Below are 22,980 nucleotides of genomic sequence, written 5' to 3'. Positions count from 1 at the left end.
ATGGAACGGTATTGAGCAATAGAGCAGACTAGGCCGGGATCAAGTGCCAGATTTAACTTGACCACGGCCGATGACATCAGGCTGGTTCTAGCCACCTTCATGGTTCAATATCATTTACCACCAAGCTTCAAACATTGCGCCGAAGGTGAGCGTATCGAGACGAGTTGACTGCATTTCACCCGTGGCAGAATCAAAACCAACATATTCATTGTCTGCACTGCCCACTGTGGTATAGAAACGTAACATCGGACGTGCCCAAGTTTGAGAGCCGATGGCAATGTTTTGCGAAACAGTTATTTTCCATGAAGAGTTTGTGGCATCAACATCTTTATAATCCACGATGCTGTAACCACCCTCAATCCAGGTGGAATTAATACTGTCCCACGCATACGTTGGTCTGATAATTACGTTGTAGTTCGCTCGATCATTATAATCGGCGACATCCAGGAACTGATAAGCAGCTAAATACTGTACTCCGGCTTTGTCAGAAAAATCGGTTTTACCATTGTAACTCACTAACCAGGCTTCCTGATCTTCAACCAGATCAAACACACTATCTTTGGCATTATTCGAATAACGGAATAATAACTGATGTCCATTCATCGAAAGATCCGCTGCCAACTGATAAGCTTTGGTATCATAATAAGGCTGTTCTTTGGCTTTCTCAGATGCGAAGCCGTAGTTTGCATAGAAAGACAGATCAGCTTTATCAAAAATCCGCATCCCGTGTATTTTCGAGGTAATGCCATATTTACCGCTGTCTCCGACCATATCGCCTTGAACCTGCGCTATACCTCCCAGGTCAAGCTTTACTCCGCCTAAGTTCAGATTATAAAAACCACCCCCTTGACCATCATGAGTCATCCAAAAATAGTCATTGAGATCCGTTTGAGGTCGCTGATGAAAGTCACGCCCCGCCCAGACACGCAACTCTGGCTGTGAAGGCAGGAAGTTAGTAACACTGGCATAAGCTTTTTTCAGTTTCACGCCGCCGTTTTGGGCCCAGGACTCATCAGAGTAATGGTCAAACATCACCACGATGTCCCATTTTGCCCCTTGATCACTGGTAAATGTTCTCGACAGGGCAAATTCTCCGCCGTTGTTTTCATTTCCCAGGCGACCGGTTGCATTGCCGTTCAATGCTCCGGCCGTGGTTACTAATTTTTCGTCACTATTTTGAAATGCGCCGCCGTATCGAGCGTAACCGGTAAAGTTGAAACCTTCTATATTTGCTGCAAGAGTAGAGGTGGATAAAAATGGAGAACTCAAAGCAATACAAGCAGAGATTAATTTTAACGCTTTCATTTCTTATACCTATTATTAGACAGTAATTTTTATTTAAAATTGACAACGCTATTAATACACTTATTAGTAAATTTATAGAGAAAGCGATGTCACTCATTAACTGTATCAGTTAATGTTTTTTTCTATTAAGAATTGATATTCTTATAAATGGTGAAATTTAAAAAAATTATAATTTTACGCATGGGGATGAAGGGTTATAGCCCTCCTCTTCGCTTCTGACGGCAACATTAGTAAAGGAAAAATCCAAATTATTCATGCTATCCCAAGGCCCGGACAGATATAGCGCTTTTCTAACTTGAGTCAGATTACCTTGTGGGATCAATGAGCCTATCGGTAATTGACAGCGATACCATTCATTATCAGCGGGTAAAATCGCATTATCCAGGGTCAAGAATGTATTGAAATCTTCAGTAATCCCATCCATTCGAAGCTGGATACCATTGGTTTCTCCGTAACTCTTAACCATCAGGTCGAGGCTGATGAACTTATCCTGAACTGCAGAAAAATTCTTGTCTGCACTATCGCTTCCAAGAAAAACGCCGCCATTATCAGACGATGAAACGTGAATCACTTGATTGTTTTCTGCTACATCAAACCCAAAGCTATTCAATGGATAAACAGAAGAGTAATCTTGCGCCTGCGCTTTATCACCGGAATAGTAAAGCGCGATATCCGTACTTTGCAGAGCAGGTGGTTGATTAACGCCACTTGAAGCCGGATCTGAGCCACAGCTAATCAGGACGGAGTCCGTGCCCGCATTCAATCTATATTCTACGTCGGTTATCTCGTAATCAAACGGCTGCTGGACATCGAGATGAAACGGCGTCCCCACTTTAGTTAAATCAATTGCGGTGGCACCATCAAAAGGTTGGAAACACTGTACTGGCACAGTCAGGGTTTCCCACTGCCCGCCCCCTGCTAATTCCTCTAATGCGTCAGAAACAACCAAACTGCTCCTGTTTGGCCATTCGTTATCAATTGACACCACGATGGATGACGGCAGAGCACTTTTAGCTCGGAGTTTAAATTGCAAAAAGCCGGACTGATACTGACTCAGATTCATAGCCGATTCAGATTTGAGCATGAAAATATGACTGCCAGTACCCGAAATCTGTATGTCGGCTGTATCATTTTGCCCGTTATTGTTAATCAACACCGCATTGATACCGGTCATGCTGGCAGGTGAACCACTGACCTCCGTGACATTCCAACCGTCACTTTCTGATTGAACCCAAGCAGATACCGATCCGAGGGCATTCACACCCAACAGTTTTGATTGCTCCGTTGGTTGAACGTCCAGATGATCGATCTCTTTATCAAATTTACACCCTGTAATGATCAGAGGGAATAAAGAGAAAAGAACCGACTTTTTAATTATTATATTCATTATGTACACTCTCATTATTGGCAATTTTTTAATCGCATTCATTCGTAAGGAATAAATCTAACTGTACGATACTTAGCGTAGGCTGGAGAGCCATTATAATAGCTTGGCGGGAACTGAGGGTTAGCACTGATCCAGTTATTAATAAATAGCTGCATATAGCTACTCACATTGGTACTCGCTCTTCGAACTTGAACCCATTTATTCTGATAGCGGCTAAAAACCTCCCACGTCACGCCATACTCATCAATGGAAAAGGCATATTTCTCCATATTCCAGATTGACATGCCATATTGACCTAAATCGATATCAACGGGAAACTGTTGACCTCTAATCCATACGTTCGTGTGGAGTAAGTTGGTCCCGCCCATCAATTCGATATCTACTTCATAATGGCTCGCTGTACCAGATTCTCCCGCATAAGTGAAAAATGAACTGATGGTTCCGGGCACCGCACCTGCCTGCATTTCCACTTCATAGCGCCCCCTGCGGACATAATCATAAGTGCGAATTTCAGAACAGCTCTTGCCGTAAGATTCTGACTTGGCGTGCATAATTAACAAATCAGCCTCTTGCCAAACATTGTTAGCCTGCCAAGTACAGTCAAATTCACTGCCTTCATTCTTCCAGCCGTCTGATACCTGCCAGTTCATTCCACTCCAATTCAAAGCAAAACTAGACGAAACAAACAAGCTATTGAGTAATATGGCGTACACACTGCATCGAAAAGTAGTAATCATTGTTAACCTCATCCTTAATAATGAAACCTCATGTATCGTTCGATCATTGTGCATGACAATCACCTACTTCTAACTATCGAGCTTTGTCCCTATGACCGATGAGTCAACTTTAATGACATTAAAAATTTTTTTTCTATATCTAAGCCATAAAAACATATTTGAGTTATCGGAAAATAAATAGAAAAATGAATTCAATCACACTTCCATAAACGTCATGAAACGATTTCTTGAAAGATGAATTCATCTTTAAAAATCCTCTTTATATCGCTTATTTAATTAGCTGTAACCTTCACAGTTTAAAAAATAGCGCTTGCATTGTTAAGCAACATGTCGTTTTATCAAAATACTTATATTTCTAAGTGAATTGACCTAATTAAACCCTTGCATATTTAGGTTATAACGGTCATCAGAATAGATAACCCTTATTATTTCTGCTAAACAATCCCAGAGGTTATAATGAATAAACAACGTTTATGTATAGTGACTCTTTTCAGTTGTGGCTTTATTGGACTGAGTGGCTGTGCCGTCGATTCAGGGCCATCGGCTGGTACCAGCCAGCACCGAGAAAACCTACTCACCAATGGCAGCTTTTCACAAGGCACCGATTCCTGGTGGGCGGCTGGTGCGGAGCTGACTGCAAATGACAACATGGGGTGCATTACCTTTAACCAACAAGGGCAAAATCCGTGGGATGTTATCCTCGGCCAATCGGGCCTGGCGTTACAAAAAGGCGAAGATTACCAATTAACATTCAGTGCGCTGGCGAAGCAGGCAACGAATGTCAAGGCTCTCGTGCAGCACAATGGTGCACCATACACAACTCATTTGCTCAAAGATATTTCTTTAAATCAAGAGCTTAAACCTTTTCAGTTTTCATTTAAGCCTGCAGATAATGACGACAAAGTCCAATTACAGTTTCAAATGGGCACCGAATCCCCGACAACTGTCTGTGTCAAAGACGTGAAATTATCGGGCCCGGAATATGTGAAAGAAACCAACCTGGCTGACGTGAGAGTGAACCAAGTTGGCTATTTTGTGCATGGACCTAAATACGCAACCGTGGCGACTGAAGCCACGTCGCCCGTCGCTTGGAAGCTGTTGGATGAAAATCAGCAGGTGGTAGCCAAAGGACAAACCACACCCTTTGGCACCAATAACGCGTCCGGTGAGCAGGTACAATGGATTAATTTTAGTCAGGTTCAAACACCGCTTCATCAAGCCATTCTTGAAGTCGACGGCAGTCGAAGCCATCCTTTTGCGATTGACAACACCCTCTATCACAATATGAAATACGATGCGCTATCATTCTTCTATCAGCAACGCAGCGGCATTGAGATTGTTCCCGAGTATGTCCAAAGAGCTAATCTCGCACGTCCGGCGGGCCATCTGCCGGAAGTGGTGACCTGCTTTAATCAAACCGATGCCAAAGGCAACCAGTGGCCCGGTTGTAACCTGACCCTGGATGTGACCGGTGGCTGGTATGACGCAGGTGATCATGGCAAATATGTGGTCAACGGCGGGATCTCTGTATGGACCCTGACCAACTACTATGAACGAGAGCAGCAAGCCCACCCAACCAAGTTCAGTGCATTTAAAGACGGTAAAGTCAAAATCCCGGAAAATCAAAACGGCAACAACGATCTTCTCGATGAAGCGCGTTGGATGACGGACTTCTTAATGGCGATGCAAGTGCCGGAAAACAGTTCCGTTTGGGTTCCTGTAGGTGATCAATCCAAGCAATTGGACCAGTTATCCTTGACTCAAATTGATGCCGGCGGCATGGTTTTTCACAAGGTTGCCGATGATGCCTGGACCGGTATGCCATTACCTCCACACAAGGATCCTCGCGAACGCTTCCTGAGCCATCCGACCACAGCAGCGACACTGAACTTGGCTGCCACCGCCGCGCAATGTGCACGAGTATGGCAAGACTCAGATCCCAACTATGCTAACCGCTGCCTGACTGCAGCGGAAAAAGCGTGGCAAGCCGCTAAGCAACACAACAATATTTATGCTTACGACAACTTCACCGGCTCAGGTCCGTACGATGATACACAGCTGGCTGACGAGTTTTACTGGGCAGCCGCTGAGTTATTTGTTACGACCGGTAAAGAAGAATACAAACAGTTTATTCAAGCATCGCCTTACTATTTAAGTACGCCGAAAGGAGATATAGACTCGACCGGAGATCTGTACTGGCAAGGTGTCAGTAGCGCGGGTACTTTAACCCTGGCCATCGTACCGAATAGCTTACCGGCCCAAGATATTGAAAAAGCACGCGCTAATATTATTCAAACCGCAGACAAATATTATCAGTCCATTGCCACACAAGGCTATCGTATTCCCTACAATACGAAAGAGTACCCATGGGGTTCAAATTCCAATTTAATGAATCGCAGTATCTTCTTAGGCTTGGCTTACGATTTCACCAAGGATCCTAAGTATATCAACGCTATAATTGACGCTATGGATTATATCTTAGGCCGTAATCCGCTCGATCAATCTTATGTTTCCGGCTACGGCAGTCGCCCATTGCTTAATCCACACCATCGCTTCTGGGCACATGCCGCGGATCCTCAATCACCTATGGTAGCCCCTGGCGTGATGTCCGGTGGTCCGAACTCGATCAGCTTCAGTGATCCCGTCGCATCCGCGATGAAAGGAAAATGTACCGGCCAGACTTGCTGGAAGGACGATATCGGAGCTTGGACCTTGAATGAAATCACCATCAACTGGAATGCGCCATTCTTCTGGGCAGTCAGTTTCTTGGATGACAGCGTGGATGCTGTGCAGTAAATAGAGAAACCGTGACATCTCAATGGCAAAGCCGAAAATAGACACCATTTTCGGCTTTTTTCTTATCTCTGCTAGCGATAGCGGGATTTAGTGGACTCCCGAGCAATCAAATTGATCGGCGGCAGACGAACGGTTTCTACCTCACCACACAATAATTTTAATATGCATCGTGCGCTTATAGCGCCTATTTCATCCAATGGCTGGCGCAACGTGCTCAACGATGGCGTAAAGTAAGCCGAACTAGGCAGATCATCAAAACCAATCACAGAAATGTCTTCCGGCACTTTTAAACCGTGATCGTGTAACGCCTTTATAGCCCCATATGCCGTCAGGTCATTGGCCGCAAATATTGCCGAGAAATAGACTTGAGACTGAATGAGCTCTACGGTCTTTTCATAGCCTGTTTTGATACTAAAGTCTCCTTCCAGTACCAGTTTTTCCTTAAATTCAATTCCTGCCTCAAACAGCGATTTTTTATAACCATCAAATCGAGAGATGGCATCTTCATGATTCGGTAAACCTTTTAAATGAGCAATGTTGACGTGTCCCAGCTGAATTAAATGCAGCGTCGCCAGGTATCCTCCCATAATGTTATCCAACGCGATCGATTGGATATTCTCGCCTTCGATGTTGTAGCCAACAGCGACAACAGGAATTTTATCAGCACACTTTTTGATCAGTTTTTTATCCACATTGCCAGAAATAATAATGAGGGCATCCACATCACTTTTTAGCAAGTAGTCTAAAGAGTGTGAAACCAGCCTCTCCTGCCAACTGTTGACCGACATAAGTATTGAGTACCCATGCTCAGCCAGGACTTTCTCTATATCAATCAAAATACTACTCGTGTAAGGACTGTCTGGATTCTGCACCAGAACCCCGATAGTCAGGGAGCGTGTTTTTACTAACTTATCAACATAGACTTGCGGTTTATAGCCTAACGAGCGGATCGCATCCTCTATTTTTTCCGATTTATCATTCGAGACATATGAGGTGCGGTTAAAGTAACGTGATACCGTACTGGGCGAAACATTAGCCACTTTAGCTACTTGGTAGGCAGTCGGCGCTTTCTTCTTTGTTGTTCTATCCATGTGAAGACCCGAGGCATTAAAAACTGATTTTGATCAATTTTTCTAACATAACTTTATAGATTAGTGAAGAGAAAAGGGTTGATTAAAATCAACCCTTTGCGATCTGAGAATTAACAATAAAGGTAGGCGAATATCATTCCTGGCCTGAAATAACGTCCGGCAGTATATTTCATACTACTTCGGATTAGCCATTGATAAAGTGTTTCAATCCGATCACTATCGATGCCCTCGAAAGCAAACGCCTGAACAAAGGCCGCTTTATTGAAACGCAAATCGGGATTCACGCGGCCGTCAACTCTGAGCGCATCGATGTTTTTCAGCCGGTATAAACAGTCTTGCGCATCCGTCTCGTGCAACGATAAAACGTCCATCAGATCATGCGTTGTCACCTGGTATGACCCGTTAAACCCCTCGGGAGCCGCAAAGGGAATCTTGGCCGAAAGGTAAAGCGTTTCATACACCGTATTGAGTAAGTGTTCTGCGTGCTGTTTTTTACCGGATAATTTCAACGCACTGGCAAGACTAAACTGCACTCCGCCCCACACGTCTTGCGCTTGAAACGCCTCATCAGGACTGCCGTCGGCCAGTGTCATATTGGCCACACCAAGATGGGGACTATTTTTTAGGAAGTTGGTTTGATAGATAAAATCCAGTGTCCGGCTCACCCTTTCTGACGCGAAAAGTCCGTCAAGCCCCATCAGTTTCAAATAGGTATCGGCAATTAGCGCATCACCAAAACTGTTCTCTGAATCGAGTACCATCACCTGGTATTCAGGGCTAAAAGCCAGTGGAGCAGTCGCCAGTAACTGCTGTTTCTTAGTTAATCGCTGCTCATATTTTGAAAGCGGACTGTTTTCATCCACCTGATTAAGATAATCATTTAATTGCTGCTTATCGGCAACTTTATCTCCGCACAGACGGAGTCCCAGCGCTGCTAATGGTTGGAAATCCTTTCCGGTCAGGTGATTCACTTGGATAGGCGTAGCATAGAAGTGGTAATATCCTTGCCGCTCATCCCACAAACTTTGTTCCAATATCGCGAGCGATGTCTCCGAACGCTGCTGATATGCCTTCGCCAGGGTATGCTCACCCATGATGTCGGCTAAATAGCCGGCCACTCTGAGTCCCGCTGCCCATAAACTTGCACAGTAAATCGCGATACCATGTGAGGATAGATTGTCAAAGGTATCATCGGTTCCATGTACCAAAGGCAGGCTATCACCTTCCTCGATCAAAGAGGACAGATAGTTGATGCTCTCTTGCACTGCTGGCCAGCAGGCCTCAACGACGTGTTTATTACCTGTCTGCTGATAATGACGGTAAACCATTAAAATGAATTTCGGTGCGAGATCTTTCCACTCTTTCACATTGTGCCAGTGATACGCATCAGGCTTAATGTCAAAAGGACTGCCTAAATCATGAATAACGGCACCATACTCCGCCCGCACGCCTGCATATTTGTGATCCGTTAAGTCAGCGTAGGGTCTATCCGCATACTCCCAATAGCGGCGCGGCGTCTCCTCCTGGGTCAGAATAGCCTGAGCGAAAGCCTCCATGACCTTGCCATCAAGCTCTGGTAGCAGGTATAAAATCGCAAATGAACCATAGAAGTAAACATCGAGGGAGTTAAAAAACGGATAATCCACACACTCTTTGACTAAAAAACGATCGTTTCGATCCCACACTGTTGATTCAGCAAGAAAAGAAAGGGTATTCATCGCCATGGTGGCAAATCGCGTGGCACATGACGCATCCTGTATCTGCCGGGTTGCAGAATCCAGTAACTCGACTTGTTGCTGAACTATCCGCGCTTCAATCTCCTTCAGTTGAGGCAAGACTTCCTCTGCAATCCGAGTGGCGCGTTCTTTTTCAGTAAAAAACTGGCAATACGCTTTTTCTGAGCGCCAGTCATCTAACCAGATTTTACTGTGATCCATGATCTGTAAAAAACGCAGATCGAATGTTTCACCGGGTTGTAATTCGATTTGAACCACGACCAAGGCTGCCAGCGGCTCTCGGCCACTGTAGGTACCCGCGTCAAAATGCGCATTGGTACGACCAGTATTGAGTGATGCAATCAACTCTTGCTCTAACTTTGCCATATAGACAGAAGGTTTGACTGACACAACGACTTTGCCTGATTGCACATCTGCGCTGTTCACCACCGCTCCATACAGCATCTCGCCTTCGATGTCAGCGGGATACGGTGAGTCACTGCATAGGCTCACACCAACGAAGCGGTCATCACCACTGTGTATTGCCTTGCCGGTGTGGCACTGTTTTATCGTATTCCGCACTAAGCGACAGGCCGAATCCTGCATCCCATGACGAAGTTTCTGATAAGTAGAACCTATCAGGTTTTCTAAAGGCTGGGCTAATACAATCCGCTGCGTTTTCTCAGAATCGTTGGTTAACGTAAACTGATTCCAGTGCACTGGCAAAGAACACAGTTTTTTATCACCTTTCACAATAGGAGAAACAACGTTGCGCTCAACGCGTACCTTATCAAAACTGTGATATTGGTACTGAGCCTGGGGGTACAAAGCCTGATAGTGAATGGCATCAGGATTCACTGAGGAAATACTACCCAAACCGTGTGGCGACAGTGCTAATGCACGCGCTGATTGATTAATGATCAGACCATTAAAAAAGTCTATTGCCACCGAAACCTGAGTATTTAACCCTCTAGGTTCCAATGCAATCAAACGTTGAGTATGGTCAGTAAAAGCTATATTCCAACGAGAAAATGCCTCTTGGTTATCCAGATAAAAATCTAAACTCTTCAGTGCGGTTCTAATTCGTTCTAATGTGTGCGGGATATCATCAACCACTAACCTCTTACCGCAAAAACTAGCTGGATAAAATTCATTGAATCGTTGCAGATCAGCCAGATTACTAATATCAAGATTATCGATTTCTGGAGCATCCATCACGGAGATATAAAAATCATTAAAATTGATTTTTACTTCTGAGCTATCCACATAGATACCCGGAATAAAACTAAAATTCGGTGTAGTACCCTGCGGCGTCAAGGTAAATGTCGAACCTATTCCGCCCACAGCCATACCGGTATTTTCCGGGGTGGTTGATATGGGTGTGTACCAAGGTTGGAGAAATTCAACTGCCTCACCTTTACTGCTGAGTTGGCTCGACCAACCTGAATAGCTTGTATATGGAATTTTATTTATCATAATCGAAGTCCAATATTGAATAATTAATACCAATTGTTAATATCGATAAAAATGGAGGTATTAACAATGTTTAAAATAAACACACACCAGTTCGGATTACTGGAAAACATTATCATAACCAACCCTAATCATGGAATAGAGCTAAATATAATCAGTGGGTTTGGTGCGATGATAAATAAATTTATCGTTAACCATAGTCCATTCTCATTTATATCCGGTTATCAAAATAGTGATGAATTACTCCACACACATCCCTATTATTCCCGCAGTGCAAAACTGTTTCCTTTTCCTAATCGCCTCAAACATGGCCGCTATCAATACGCAGGTAAACACTATCAATTACCCGCCAACTTCTCATGGTCGCAGCATGCTGTGCATGGGTTACTCTATAATCAGCCTTTTCAATTGGTGGATTCACAAGCCACGGAGCAATACGCCCAAATCACGCTTCGCTTCAACACGGATTGCCTACACCCCGGTTATCCTTTCGCATTTCAGATTGATATCAGATACCTACTACAGCTTAATGGCTTACTAAGCTGCACCACAACGGTCAGAAACGACGGTTCATGTTCCTTGCCGTTCGGAGACGCATGGCATCCTTATTTTGCCCTGGGAGTCCCACTTAACCAATGTACCCTGACCATGCCGGCCTGCCACGAGGTCAAGCATGTGGACGATCTTCCCAGCGGGGACTTACAACCCTGCTCTCGCTTTGTCGAGGGCGCAACTCTTAACAATCAGTCCCTCAATCACTGCTTTTTATTCAAAGGGGATCAATCGATTGATTTGGCTCTGCAGCGCCACGATCAACGCGCTGCACTGCTTTATCAACAAGACTCGAATTATCCCTACCTTCAACTCTACACACCAAGTGATGAATCATCGATTGCGATTGAACCCATGACCTGTCCCGCCGATGCCTTTAACAATCAACTGGGTTTGATACACCTGGCACCGCATCAGCAGCAAAGCTTCCGTTGGCAGTGCCAGGCTATCTACAAACCGTATTAATCACATCGTCAGGGCACTCAGGTGCCCTTTACTTATTCACCTAGTACGATCTGAATGTGGTGCTCCCCTTCGGTGAAGATCGGTGCTTTATTGCCTTGCACTGTAACCCCGTCCACTTGCATCTCGGCAACGCCTTTACTGACTTGGTGCGGATTAACGACATGGATGTGGTAACGTGCACCGCGAAATTGGCGACAAACCTTAAACTCAGGCCAATCCGTCGGGATACAAGGATCAATCACCAGACCATCAATGTCTGGACGGATGCCCAAGATCCACTGCGTACCCGCGATATAGGTCCACGAGGAGGTACCCGACAACCAGGCATTACGTCCCAAACCAAATTGTGGATGCTCATCACCCAGGATATTTTGCGGATAGCAGTACGGCTCCGATTCAAAAGCCTCTATCTGATCGTTCTTTGAAGCCGGGTTGATTTGGCGGTAGTACTCGTAAGCTCGGTCACCATTACCCATTTTGGCTTCAGCGATCATCACCCATGGGTTGGAATGTAAGAATATGCCGCCATTTTCCTTCGCCCCGGGCGGATAGGTAGAAACGCCGCCAAGATCAGGATCAAACCCTTGGTAACCAGGGGTCGACAATTTAATCCCGTGCGCAGTATTGAGTTTTGCATAAACAGAATCGAGGGCCTGGCGCGCGCGCTCCGCAGTCGCGAACCCGGAAATAACCGGCCAACTTTGGCCATTGGTGTAAATTTGTCCTTGCTGATTGCGATGAGAACCAATCGGCGCTCCCTCTTCATCAAAATAACGCACAAACCACTGCCCATCCCAACCACATTGATTCACAATCCGTTGCATATGTGTGTACTGCGCCTGATAGTGCTCTGCCAATGACACTTCGTCCCGCAATTGGCACAAATCAAGCATATCTAACAGCGCTTTACCGTACATATTGGCAACCATCAGTGATTCTGCCCCGGTCGGCAAATTGACGGTATCGTTCCAATCTGCGAAACCAAGCAACGGCAAGCCATGCTGGCCGGTGTTAGCCTGAGTAAACGCTATCGCACGGCACAAATGTTGCCATACTGTCGCCGATTCAATCGCATTGCCTTGCTTATCTTTCTGATAGAAAGGAATAACTTTATTCAAGAAGTCGGCGTCGCCCGTCTCTTTAACATATTGAGTCACTGAATAAATGATCCACAAGTGGTCATCACCGTAGTAGTCGGGACGGTCCTCTTCTTCGCGTGAATCACCCCCATTCGCTTCCATGGTTGAGGGAAAAAATTGATGCATCGCTGAGCCATCGATATTTTGTACCGAGAGCAGACGCTCAATAAACTGCCGTGCCTCATCCGGCATATGTGCAATGACGCCAAGAATATCTTGTGAAGAATCGCGAAATCCGATGCCACGAGCGCCATAACCTAACTGGTAAAGTGACAGATATCGTGACCAGTTTTTGGTGGTATGACATTGACGCGGATTATGCACATTGAGCATTGAGTTCATCGCAGGATCAGGCGTCTCAACCTGGATCGTCGCGAGATAATCCTGCCAGAACTCTGCCAGTTCAGCAAAAGCGCGGTCAACCTCACTATGGTCGCGGTACTTATCCAGTAACGGTTGAGCAGCGGCCAGACTCTCCATTTGGGTAAGTTGCACCACGGTACGCTCGGTACGTTCTGGTGCCAACCAACCAATGCGCAGGTTCAGAGCGCCGATGTTATCACCGCGTAAGCACTCGCTGTTCGTCAGTTCCGGCTGATTCAGCGCTTGCGGCGCAGCCCAGCTTGCATATCCGCGATTGCCGAGAAATCGCTGACGATCTCCATCAAATGAACTGGCAGGACGATCGGCCGTCATCAGGTTCACCGCATAATCGCGCTTCATAAAGGCGTACTGCTCCAGCACTGTATGACCACTTTGCTGCGGGTGCGCCTTTACGATCATGGTCTGAGGCACCCAGTCAGCATTCACCAACTGCTTAAGTGCATCAAAGTGAGTGAACTCAAATACAGGAACCACATCAATGTGCAGCTCTGTATCCGAGATATTGGTCACTTTAATATCTTGCAGCAATACCGGATCTTGTCTCGGTACGAAAAAGGTACTTTCACAGCGAACGCCATAGGCCTCAGACACTATCGTGGTATACGATAAGCCGGTGTGGTTCTCAAATTTATCCAACGTCTTGAGTGTCGGGGTATAAAACGGTGAGAACACGGTTTCCTGACCGTCTTTGGTCCGTACTTTCAAGTAGAGCGTCGAGCCTTTAAAATCCGAATTGGGCAACTGAGCTATATATTTAGTAATGCGGTTGAGCGCAGGATCGCCCTTACAAAGCAGCACCCCGCCATTGCTATCCACTAAACCACCAAAATTTAACGTGCCCACGTAATTACACCATTTAATCGGAGTGCAAGGTGTGGTTGCGACATATTCTTTATTATTATCGTCAAAATATCCAAATTTCATCGTCACTATCCCTAGCCTCTTCCCGAACAGAAGAAGCTATTTAGTATTTTTCCATTTATATTATTGCTCTAAAGAACCGTATTAACTGGCCAAAGAGTTTTCACTTAATGCATCAAATAAATGAATAGCATCCAGATCTAAATAGAGAGTTAACTCATCTTGCATCACTTCTGCCGACTGGGTCTCTACCATCAGAGGTTGACCGGCAATTTCTGTTCTCAACAGAATACTTGCGCCCAATAGCTCTTTATCAATGACTTTTACCGTAATCGGTAACACACGGTCGTGATCTATATGTTCAGCACGTAAGTGAACATCTGTGGGACGGATCCCTAAATGTAGTGCCAAGTTTTTCGACGCATGTGCTTTAAATCGATCCGGAAGCGGAATAGCAACATCGCCCAATTCAACCAAAAACTCATGACCGGCACTGCTCAATTTGGCATCGAGCATATTCATCGAAGGATTACCGATAAACTGGGCCACAAATTTATTTTCCGGACGTTGGAATACTTCGGTTGGCGTGCCAACCTGAGCCACATAACCATCTTTGAGAATGACAATACGATCCGCTAATGTCATCGCCTCAATTTGGTCATGAGTCACGTAGATGGTGGTGGTTTTTAACTTACGATGCAGTTGCTTAATTTCTTCACGCATCACGCCGCGCAGTTTAGCATCGAGATTCGAGAGTGGTTCATCGAATAAAAACACCTTGGGCGTGCGCACCATGGCTCGTCCCATCGCGACCCGTTGCCTTTGACCTCCCGATAACGCTTTCGGCTTACGGTCAAGCAGCGGCTCAAGCTCAAGCATCTTGGCCGCCTTGCGCACCTCAACATCAATATCCGCTTTCTTCATCCCTTTCAGTTTGAGAGCAAACGCAATGTTTTCATACACGGTCATATGCGGATAGAGCGCGTAACTTTGAAAGACCATGGCCAAGTCTCTGTCTTTCGCGTCCACTTTATTGATCAACTTGTCGCCGACATAGATATCGCCCGATGATATACTTTCCAAACCAGCCAGCATGCGGAGTGTGGTTGATTTGCCACAACCGGAAGGACCAAGAAAAACCACAAATTCGCCATCCTGCACGGTAAAGTTAAAGTGTTTAACCACATCGACATTACCAAAAGACTTCTGAATATTTCTGAATTCGACTCGAGCCATTACTTATTCTCCTCAGTGCGTTCTAACAACATATTTTGATAAGCAATAGCACTTTGTTTAAGTGTTCTTTTTTGCGTTTCATAATCGACGTAAACCATTCCAAAGCGTTGACAATAACCAAATGCCCATTCGAAATTATCCATTAGACTCCATGCAAAATAGCCATCAATTTGCACCCCTGACCGAATGGCTTCGTCCACCGCGCAAAGGTGTTGCTGGAAATAACGCACCCGCTGCTCATCATTGACGTGACCATCAACGCACTGGTCATCACCAGCGGCACCATTTTCGGTGACATAAAGAGGCGGCAAATTCGGGTAACGCTCTTTTAAACGTACCAGCAGATCCGTTAACCCTTGTGGATAGATTTCCCAATCAATGTAGGTATGTTCATTCTGGCTTTGCTTGACCGTTTCGATATCACCCTGGTCATTAAATCGCACCACATTTCGGGTGTAATAATTGATGCCAATATAATCAACAGGTGCAGACATAATCTCCAGATCGCCTTGCAGAATCATCGGCATATTGGCCGACTCTTTCTCAACCACCAGACGCGGGTATTCGCCTTTAAGAACAGGGTCAATAAACCAGTGATAGTTCTCTGCGTCGGAATAGTCGGCAGCCCCCTGATCGTGTTCAGAATAGGGATAGGCCGGTGAGGCATTAAACACCACGCCATGTTTCGAGGCTGGCGCGTTATTACGTAACACAGGCATAGCTAATCCGTGTCCTAGCATCATGTGGTGTGATGCTAAAAATCCCTCACGCTCGCCTTCAATCCCCGGAGCATGAATCCCCCAGCGGTATCCTAAAAACGAAGCAACAAACGGTTCGTTCAAGGTGGTATAAACGTCGATTTTGTTGCCAAAATACTGACTGACGACATCCGCATAGTGAGCAAATTTATAGGCAGTCTCACGATTCAGCCATCCCCCCTTTATCTTCTAAGTACTGAGGCAGATCCCAGTGATAGAGAGTGACATAAACTTGCATACCCTGTGCATGACACTCATTAATGATCTGCTCATAAAAGTCCAGCCCCTCCTGATTCACTACCCCGTCCTGTGGCATGATACGCGGCCAGGCAATAGAGAAACGGTAAGCATCGACCCCCAGACTGGCGATCATTTCAATATCTTGTTTCCACAGATGATAATGATCACAAGCGATATCACCATTATCCCCTTTGTCGACTTTACCCGGCTTGCGGCAGAAGGTATCCCATATCGATGGCGTTCGCCCTCCTTCCGCCACACCACCTTCAATCTGATAAGATGATGTGGCGACACCGAATACAAAGTCTCTGTTACGTAACTGAGAAGCCTGAGGAAGTTCATATTTATTCATTGTCTTAACCTTTAAAAAATCTAACCTTTTACCGCACCAGAAGTGAGACCACTGATCATCTGTTTAGAAGCAAACAAATAGGCAACTACCAGAGGTAATATCGAAATTGTCGTACCGAGCATCACCGCTCCCCACGGCGTATTAGGGATGCCTTGAACACTTCTCAGTGCCTGGGTAATGACGTAATTTTCCGGCGTCGTCAACACCACTAACGGCTGCATAAACATATTCCAGAAGAAAACGAACTGCACAATGGCCAATGTCGCCAATGCCGGCTTCATTAAGGGAAGCACCACACTCCAATATGTTCTTATCTGTCCGGCACCATCCAATTTAGCTGCCTCTAATAGTTCTTTGGGAATAGAAGCCACCACATGCTGACGCATCAAAAAAATACCAAATGGAGTCGTAGTAAACGGCAGCCAAACCGCAATATGGTTATCCAACAAACCAATAAACTTAATAATCATAAAGTAAGGAATTAAGCTCAATACCGGCGGTATCATCATTGAACCAACCAACATGCCAAACAGCAGTTTTTTTCCTTTGAACTGAAATACACCAAATGCATAACCACCCATACTACAAAACAACAGCGAAATAGTGGTACCAAGGAAAGCGACATAAATTGAATTAAACATCGCCTGCCAGAATGGCATGATTTCTTTTAGCTTCTCGTAGTTGATTGCCAGGCTGTCTCCGATAGCAAAACTAATCCCGGATCCAAAAATTTCCGTCCGATCCCGTGTGGATAACAATGCCGACCAAACAAAAGGAAATATCGTTACGATGGCAGAAACGATCAGAATCACACCTAATATAACCAACAGTACTTTTGTGAAAACTTCAACTGACCTGTCACTTGGCTTTAATGCGAGCATCACTGAAGTATTAGTGTTAAGAGCGTTAACTGGCATCTTATTGTTCCCCTAAGCCTTTCTTACCAAAAAAGAAAAATTGAATCATGGTACAGGTTGCAATCAGGGCAAACAGCAGCCAGGAAATGGCCGAAGCTGTACCCATCTCGAGCCATTCCCAACCCACTTTGTACAAATACATCGAAATGGTCAGTCCAGATTGGCCGGTACCACCGGTACCGCGAGTCAGAACAAAAGGTTCTTCAAATAGCTGTAGGTTACCGATAATGGTCATGGTTACAGCGAAGAAGATAAAAGGACGGATCATAGGTAAAGATACATTCCAGAAACGGCGGAAGGCATTGGCGCCATCCATGCGTGCCGCTTCTAATATATCCTTAGGAATAGTCATTAGACCTGTAGTGTAAAGGACAATATTAAAACCGGTATATTTCCAGAACACCATAATCGCGATAGAAGGTTTCACCAGAGTCGCATCATCCAACCAGCGGATAGGCTGGAAATCATTCACCCACGCAAAAGCCCAACCAAACCAAGAGCTGTCAGCCAGCGCAACTAATGTTTGGTTAATAATGCCTGTACTGGGTGAGTACATATTAAAAAATATCAGTGATGCGGCGACGGTCGAGGTAATATAAGGTAAAAAATACGCCGAGGTAAGCCAGTGACGCAAACGGTCACCCATAGAAACGAGAATATAGGCGACAGGAATCGCAATTAAATGCTGCGCCACACCCGATGTAATTGCCAGCCAAAAGGTATTTTTCAGTGAGCGCCACAGCCATGGGTCGGTAAGCGCTACTTGATAATTCTCAAGCCCAACGTATTTCATTGCATCCAAACCTTCCACCGGATTCCAGGCGTGAAAGGAAAGATAGACCGAAAACAGTAAAGGAAAAATGCCAAACACGGAAAATATACATAAAAATGGCAACAAGAAACCGTAGGGTGTAAGCGCTTTCAAATTTAAATGAAAAAAACGCTTATCCGATACACCTTCCATCGTTTTACTTTGTGAGAAATTCATAATAACGACCTCTTGCCCAGGGAACCGATAATTTAAGGTTCCCTGAGCACTGATTCTTATAGATTACGCGTACGGCGCTTAATTAGACGTTCGGCTTCTTTAAGCGCCGTTTTTATATCCTTATCTTCATCCAATACTTCCATTAGTGCATTTTCTAATACAATGGAACGAGCGATGTGGTCGCCTTTTGATGGCTGGACAGGCTTGATATTTTTCGCCACTTCGGCAAACAGTAATCTCGCTTGTTGGCCACCCAAAAACTCAATATGCTCTTTAAACATGTCGTCATCATAAGTGGTCGTATTGGCAGGGAATGCCGCAATCGTAGAAAAATGTTTCAGTTGGACATCACGTTCAGTCGTCATATATTTAATCAATTCCCAAGCTTCATCCTGATGTGACGATTGTTTTGGTATCGATAAAAAGGAGCCACCCCAGCTGCCATAAATTCCGTTAGGCAAATGTGACACGGCCCACTTTCCTTTGGTCTCCGGAGCAATCCAATTCTGCAAGTGACCTAGCAGCCATGCACCCGAAAGCTGAGTCGCGAATGTACCTTTACGAAAACCTTCGTACCATTCGTTTGACCACGCCAGAATGCGACCATCCAACCCTTTATCGCGAATCTCTTTCGCGATTTTAAACGCATTCACAAAACGCTCAGAGGTGACAACCGGGTTACCGTCTTTATCAAAGTAAAGGCCTTCGCCCTCAGGCACAGTAGTAAAAATAATCGCCTGAGCGACGTCAGCTGCTGACGGAATAAGCTGAATATTCAGCTGCTTAAGTTTCTCACCCGCCGCGATATAAGAATCCCAACTTTTGAGCACTTCATTGATATCTAACCCGGCTTGTTTAAAGATATCGGTGCGGTAATACATGACACCTGGCCCCAAATCGACCGGAATGCCGTACATATCGCCATCCGCGCCCTTGCCTTGCGCCCAGGCATAAGGAGCGAACCGTTCTTTATACTGGTCGGCCTGATACTGTTTGGATAAATTGACCAGCCCGCCAGAGGCGACAAAAGGGCCAATTTTTTCAACATCCACCACAATCACATCCCCTGCACCGGACCCAGTCGCGAGGTTGGTGGTTAACTTGGTATGGTGATCACCATGATTATTCATCAGGTAATCTACTTTGATGCCGGTCTTTTTTTCAAAGTCGGGGAGAAGCACTTTTAAGCTACTGTCGAAATCAGGGAATCCGTCAAAGCGAATCGGTTCATTGGCCGCAGTCGCAGTGGCAACGAGCCCAAATGCCGCTGCGCTGGATAGCAGAAGAGTCTTAAGTTTCATCATACATCCTTAATAATTTATAACGTTTTTAGTAAATCCTTCACGGAATTTCTCACCACCAAAACTGGTGACAGTTGGAAATTCACATCGCATTTATTTTTACTTAGTTTTTGAATGGTTAACTGTACGGCCTCGATGCTCATTTCCTCGATTGGAAAATTGACCGTGGTTAAGCCTGGCGTGAGATAACGAGCAAACAGAACATTATCGAACCCCACCAGTGAAACATCCTCAGGAACCGAGAATCCTTCCCTTTTTAATACTTCAAACGCCCCAAAAGCCATATGGTCATTTGAGGCAAAGACGGCTGTAAAATGCCCCCCTCTTCGCAGCAGTTTCTGCATGGCACTGACTCCGGTTTCTTCGGTAAAACTCGCTTCAGAAACAATCGCCGGGTTATATACCAGCCCGGCCTCCTCTAAAGCGCGCCTGTAGCCTTGCAAACGCCCCCGTGCATCGGACTTATCCAAAGGACCGGTAATACATGCAATGCGCTTGTGTCCCTTCTGCAATAGATACTGAGTGGCCAGCCTAGCTCCCTCTTCATTATCGATATCGATGCAACTGGCCTGCATTTCCGGTATCACTCGGTTAATAAGGACTATCGGAATCCCTTTCGCTTCTAACGCAATCAGATAATCATCACACAGCTGCTGAGTATGCAGGATCAATGCATCCACCCGACGACCCAGTAAAAATTCGACTGACTCTCGCTGACCTTGCTCGGTGTTAGATCCCGCGGTAACCACGGCGTGATAACCTAAACGGCGCAAATGGCCTTCGATACTCTGCAAAATCCCTGAAAAGAACGAGCCCCCCCAGTTCAGGCACCACGACACCAACGCTACCGGTTCGGCTGGATGCTAACGCCTGAGCTATTGAATTAGGTCGATATCCAAGCTCTTTAATCGCTTTCTCAACTTTCAATTTCTTATCGTGACTTACGCGCGTTGTCCCGTTGACCACTCTTGAAACCGTTGCTTGGGAAACACCTGCAAGTTCTGATACATGCTTAATCGTGACCAAAAGAACCTCATGCTTGAAATCGCTTACAGACAGAGTATTTCGGATCCTGTCTCCGTGGATTGTGAGATTCATCACGGCAAACCCAGGCTTACAACAAGCAATACAATAAAAATTGAAAACTCCAACAGTTTCATTTCATATCATGAAAGACTTTCATAACCTCTAGCTGAAGAATTGACCTGCTAAACATCCGTTGCGATTTAATCTATTGTATTTTTATAGGCAACTGAAATTGCTCGGTTAATTGTGACTGATGCTCTGCCATCTGCTCCAGACTTTGACTGTGAGCCGTCAATTGCTCGGCGCGAAGTAAATTTTGCTCGGCTAATACCTGGATGTGGTTGACATGGTTTGTCGCTTCTTTTGCAACCGATTGGTGTTGAGTCGTTGCAGCAGCAATGTGGTGACTGCGATCTTCGATCTGGTTCAACAGGGCATGCACATGACGCAATGATAAATTGACGCTGTCCGTCTGGCTAATGCAGCTAGCCATATCACCCACACACGCTGTTATTTGCTGAACCGCTTCACTGGCACGAGTTTGCAGTTGCTCTATTTTGGATTGAATTTCTTTGGTACTGATATTAGTTTTTGCCGCAAGTACGCGAACCTCATCCGCAACCACAGAAAATCCCCGTCCCTGTTCTCCAGCTCTCGCCGCTTCGATCGCCGCATTGAGCGCTAATAAATTGGTTTGTTCAGAAATACCGGAAATGACATCCAGAATTGAATCAATGCCCTCAGAATCACAGTTCAGCTGATGAATCGTCTGCGTGGTCTCATTCAGACGGAGTGACAGTAGATTTAACAGCTCGACATTACTTATCATTGATTGTTGACCATAAGTAGAATCTGAGACTGCCGAAGTCACAATGGATAACGTTTGATTGGCGGAACAAGAAATATCGTTGACCGCTGACTCTATTTCCTCCATCGCTGTCGCTATCAAAGCCGTTTGCGATGTTTGTTCCGCAATGGTCAGCTTGAGCCCTTCACTCGTTTGCTGATTTTGTAACGAAGCATGAGTCAACTGTGTGGCGGCGTTACCTATCTGCCTGATAATATGGGCCAAGTCGTCGATTACGACATTGACCTGGGCTGACACATAACCTAGCTCATTACGGGTAGATAGCTTGATTTTTTCGGTCAAGTCTTTTGCAGAGACCTTATTGAGAACCTGCAGCAGGTTTTTGCTTGGACGGCGAATCAAGTTCGCAATATGGATGCCAATAAACAACGCAAACACGACACAGAGCGATGACATCAGGATGAGGGTGCTTAACGTCCTATCAGCCTGATTTTCGGCTTCGACATAACGTAACTTAGCGGAAGAAGCCGCGTAATCCGACAAGCTATCGATTGTTTCTAATTGAGCATTTATTTGCTCTCTCAAGCGTTCTCTTTGCTGCTGTAACGTGTCGTAAAGCTCAACAACAGCGACATGCTGTGCGAGTGCACCCATCGCAGAAAACAATTGCTGCTGAAATAAACTTAACGAAGTGTCGCTTTGCTGATAAAAAGAGGGGACCAGAGATTTAAACTCAAGTACCGCTTTATCAAATCGTTGTTTGCGCTGGTGAAAGCGCCGCCCTATCGCACGAGTTTCTATTACGTCTTGCAACGCAAACGCTTCATTCATCTCTCCGACAATTATCCCCACTTGAGTAAGAAGCCTCTCCACCACTTGGCGTTTATCATCTTGTTTGGTTACTGCCAGATTACCCAACAGGTTGCTATTTAACTGCATCGCCAGCGATTGAAACAGAGACTGCTGATGCATAGCTTGTTCTTTCAGCTCAAGATAATGTGCATAGTTCTGTACTATCTCATTGATATCAATAAAGCTATTTTTAGTTTTTTGCTTTATTTTCGCAAGTACGTCGTCCACCCGGGGATCCTGAACCGCGACATCCTCAAACCATTCAAGGAGACTGTTATGGCTGGCGATTTTTGCATCAATAACTTGGCTCACTCCCTCCAGTTCATCCCAGTAGACAGAAAACAAATATGCGTCCAGGTGGCGATTAATATCGAGCAAACTGGTTTTAAGCTCTCCGGAATGGAGCATCAAAGGGGTAGATTCTTGTACCATAAACGCCAAACTGGAATTCACTTCCTTGTTACTCTTTAGTAACACCCCGGCCAGAAATAACATCATAAAAATAATCAGGAAAAATCCAAGATACACTCTAGAGACAATCGAACCCAATAACATATTACAACTCTACAATATGGCTAAAAATAAAATTGGCATCCA

General features: G+C 45.3%; 13 protein-coding genes and 2 pseudogenes. 2 read left to right on the top strand and 13 right to left on the bottom strand.

The window, feature by feature from the left end; all coding sequences use genetic code 11:
- Window positions 1-114 precede the first annotated feature (114 nt).
- The 3 genes from KNV97_RS08605 to KNV97_RS08595 all read right to left on the bottom strand — a co-directional run bounded on the left by KNV97_RS08605 (window position 115) and on the right by KNV97_RS08595 (window position 3,342).
- The gene (locus KNV97_RS08605) at window positions 115-1,305 is read right to left on the bottom strand and encodes a carbohydrate porin (protein ID WP_136482934.1); all 1,191 of its coding nucleotides are present in this window, start codon (window positions 1,303-1,305) and stop codon (window positions 115-117) included.
- A gap of 166 nt (window positions 1,306-1,471) precedes the next feature.
- Window positions 1,472-2,692 carry a putative glycoside hydrolase gene (locus KNV97_RS08600; RefSeq protein ID WP_218562895.1) on the bottom strand — a complete coding sequence of 407 codons (1,221 nt, stop codon included), beginning with the start codon at window positions 2,690-2,692 and terminating at the stop codon, window positions 1,472-1,474.
- Between the two features lie 38 nt (window positions 2,693-2,730).
- Window positions 2,731-3,342 (bottom strand): family 16 glycosylhydrolase, encoded by a 612-nt coding sequence (locus KNV97_RS08595; protein WP_168796930.1) that lies wholly within the window; start codon window positions 3,340-3,342, stop codon window positions 2,731-2,733.
- 543 nt (window positions 3,343-3,885) lie between these two features.
- Between KNV97_RS08595 and KNV97_RS08590 the strand changes: the two genes are divergently transcribed.
- Window positions 3,886-6,225 carry a glycoside hydrolase family 9 protein gene (locus KNV97_RS08590; protein ID WP_136482928.1) on the top strand — a complete coding sequence of 780 codons (2,340 nt, stop codon included), beginning with the start codon at window positions 3,886-3,888 and terminating at the stop codon, window positions 6,223-6,225.
- A 71-nt stretch (window positions 6,226-6,296) separates the two neighbouring features.
- On the opposite strand, the gene KNV97_RS08585 is transcribed toward KNV97_RS08590, so the two are convergent.
- On the bottom strand, window positions 6,297-7,316 hold the full coding sequence (locus tag KNV97_RS08585) for a LacI family DNA-binding transcriptional regulator (RefSeq protein WP_136482926.1): 1,020 nt from the start codon (window positions 7,314-7,316) through the stop codon (window positions 6,297-6,299).
- Between the two features lie 110 nt (window positions 7,317-7,426).
- Entirely contained in the window at window positions 7,427-10,507 is a 3,081-nt protein-coding gene (locus KNV97_RS08580; protein WP_218562894.1) for a GH116 family glycosyl hydrolase, read from the bottom strand.
- A gap of 66 nt (window positions 10,508-10,573) precedes the next feature.
- Between KNV97_RS08580 and KNV97_RS08575 the strand changes: the two genes are divergently transcribed.
- Window positions 10,574-11,521, top strand: a complete 948-nt coding sequence (locus tag KNV97_RS08575) for an aldose 1-epimerase (protein WP_218562893.1) — start codon at window positions 10,574-10,576, stop codon at window positions 11,519-11,521.
- A 32-nt stretch (window positions 11,522-11,553) separates the two neighbouring features.
- Here KNV97_RS08575 and KNV97_RS08570 read toward each other — a convergent pair whose 3' ends face one another.
- The 8 genes and pseudogenes from KNV97_RS08570 to KNV97_RS08535 form a co-directional block, all read right to left on the bottom strand.
- Window positions 11,554-13,968: a GH36-type glycosyl hydrolase domain-containing protein gene (locus KNV97_RS08570; RefSeq protein ID WP_218562892.1), complete on the bottom strand. Its 2,415-nt coding sequence runs from the start codon at window positions 13,966-13,968 to the stop codon at window positions 11,554-11,556.
- A gap of 81 nt (window positions 13,969-14,049) precedes the next feature.
- A complete protein-coding gene (locus tag KNV97_RS08565; RefSeq protein ID WP_136482917.1) occupies window positions 14,050-15,141 on the bottom strand; it encodes an ABC transporter ATP-binding protein in 1,092 nt (363 codons plus the stop codon).
- Window positions 15,141-16,491, bottom strand: a pseudogene (locus KNV97_RS08560) (GH1 family beta-glucosidase). The gene KNV97_RS08565 and the pseudogene KNV97_RS08560 overlap by 1 nt, the downstream one beginning before the upstream one ends.
- 20 nt (window positions 16,492-16,511) lie before the next feature.
- Complete coding sequence (locus tag KNV97_RS08555) at window positions 16,512-17,372, bottom strand: carbohydrate ABC transporter permease (RefSeq protein WP_136483189.1); 861 nt, start codon at window positions 17,370-17,372, stop codon at window positions 16,512-16,514.
- A 37-nt stretch (window positions 17,373-17,409) separates the two neighbouring features.
- A complete protein-coding gene (locus KNV97_RS08550; protein ID WP_136482913.1) occupies window positions 17,410-18,396 on the bottom strand; it encodes a carbohydrate ABC transporter permease in 987 nt (328 codons plus the stop codon).
- A 56-nt stretch (window positions 18,397-18,452) separates the two neighbouring features.
- The gene (locus tag KNV97_RS08545) at window positions 18,453-19,697 is read right to left on the bottom strand and encodes an ABC transporter substrate-binding protein (protein WP_218563403.1); all 1,245 of its coding nucleotides are present in this window, start codon (window positions 19,695-19,697) and stop codon (window positions 18,453-18,455) included.
- A gap of 17 nt (window positions 19,698-19,714) precedes the next feature.
- Window positions 19,715-20,723, bottom strand: a pseudogene (locus KNV97_RS08540) (LacI family DNA-binding transcriptional regulator).
- A 205-nt stretch (window positions 20,724-20,928) separates the two neighbouring features.
- The gene (locus KNV97_RS08535; RefSeq protein ID WP_218562891.1) at window positions 20,929-22,938 is read right to left on the bottom strand and encodes a methyl-accepting chemotaxis protein; all 2,010 of its coding nucleotides are present in this window, start codon (window positions 22,936-22,938) and stop codon (window positions 20,929-20,931) included.
- Window positions 22,939-22,980: the final 42 nt, after the last annotated feature.

The organism is Vibrio ostreae (assembly GCF_019226825.1).
Taxonomy (GTDB): Bacteria; Pseudomonadota; Gammaproteobacteria; order Enterobacterales; family Vibrionaceae; genus Vibrio; species Vibrio ostreae.
The sequence above is the reverse complement of the archived record's forward strand: the minus strand, read 5'-3'. Positions and strand labels throughout refer to the sequence as shown.

Coding starts and splice junctions, on each gene's coding strand:
- KNV97_RS08575 (WP_218562893.1), top strand. CDS start 10,574: ATGTTTAAAATAAACACACACCAGTTCGGATTACTGGAAAACATTATC.
- KNV97_RS08590 (WP_136482928.1), top strand. CDS start 3,886: ATGAATAAACAACGTTTATGTATAGTGACTCTTTTCAGTTGTGGCTTT.
- KNV97_RS08585 (WP_136482926.1), bottom strand. CDS start 7,316: ATGGATAGAACAACAAAGAAGAAAGCGCCGACTGCCTACCAAGTAGCT.
- KNV97_RS08605 (WP_136482934.1), bottom strand. CDS start 1,305: ATGAAAGCGTTAAAATTAATCTCTGCTTGTATTGCTTTGAGTTCTCCA.
- KNV97_RS08550 (WP_136482913.1), bottom strand. CDS start 18,396: ATGAATTTCTCACAAAGTAAAACGATGGAAGGTGTATCGGATAAGCGT.
- KNV97_RS08580 (WP_218562894.1), bottom strand. CDS start 10,507: ATGATAAATAAAATTCCATATACAAGCTATTCAGGTTGGTCGAGCCAA.
- KNV97_RS08565 (WP_136482917.1), bottom strand. CDS start 15,141: ATGGCTCGAGTCGAATTCAGAAATATTCAGAAGTCTTTTGGTAATGTC.
- KNV97_RS08545 (WP_218563403.1), bottom strand. CDS start 19,697: ATGAAACTTAAGACTCTTCTGCTATCCAGCGCAGCGGCATTTGGGCTC.
- KNV97_RS08535 (WP_218562891.1), bottom strand. CDS start 22,938: ATGTTATTGGGTTCGATTGTCTCTAGAGTGTATCTTGGATTTTTCCTG.
- KNV97_RS08600 (WP_218562895.1), bottom strand. CDS start 2,692: ATGAATATAATAATTAAAAAGTCGGTTCTTTTCTCTTTATTCCCTCTG.
- KNV97_RS08570 (WP_218562892.1), bottom strand. CDS start 13,968: ATGAAATTTGGATATTTTGACGATAATAATAAAGAATATGTCGCAACC.
- KNV97_RS08555 (WP_136483189.1), bottom strand. CDS start 17,372: ATGCTCGCATTAAAGCCAAGTGACAGGTCAGTTGAAGTTTTCACAAAA.
- KNV97_RS08595 (WP_168796930.1), bottom strand. CDS start 3,342: ATGAACTGGCAGGTATCAGACGGCTGGAAGAATGAAGGCAGTGAATTT.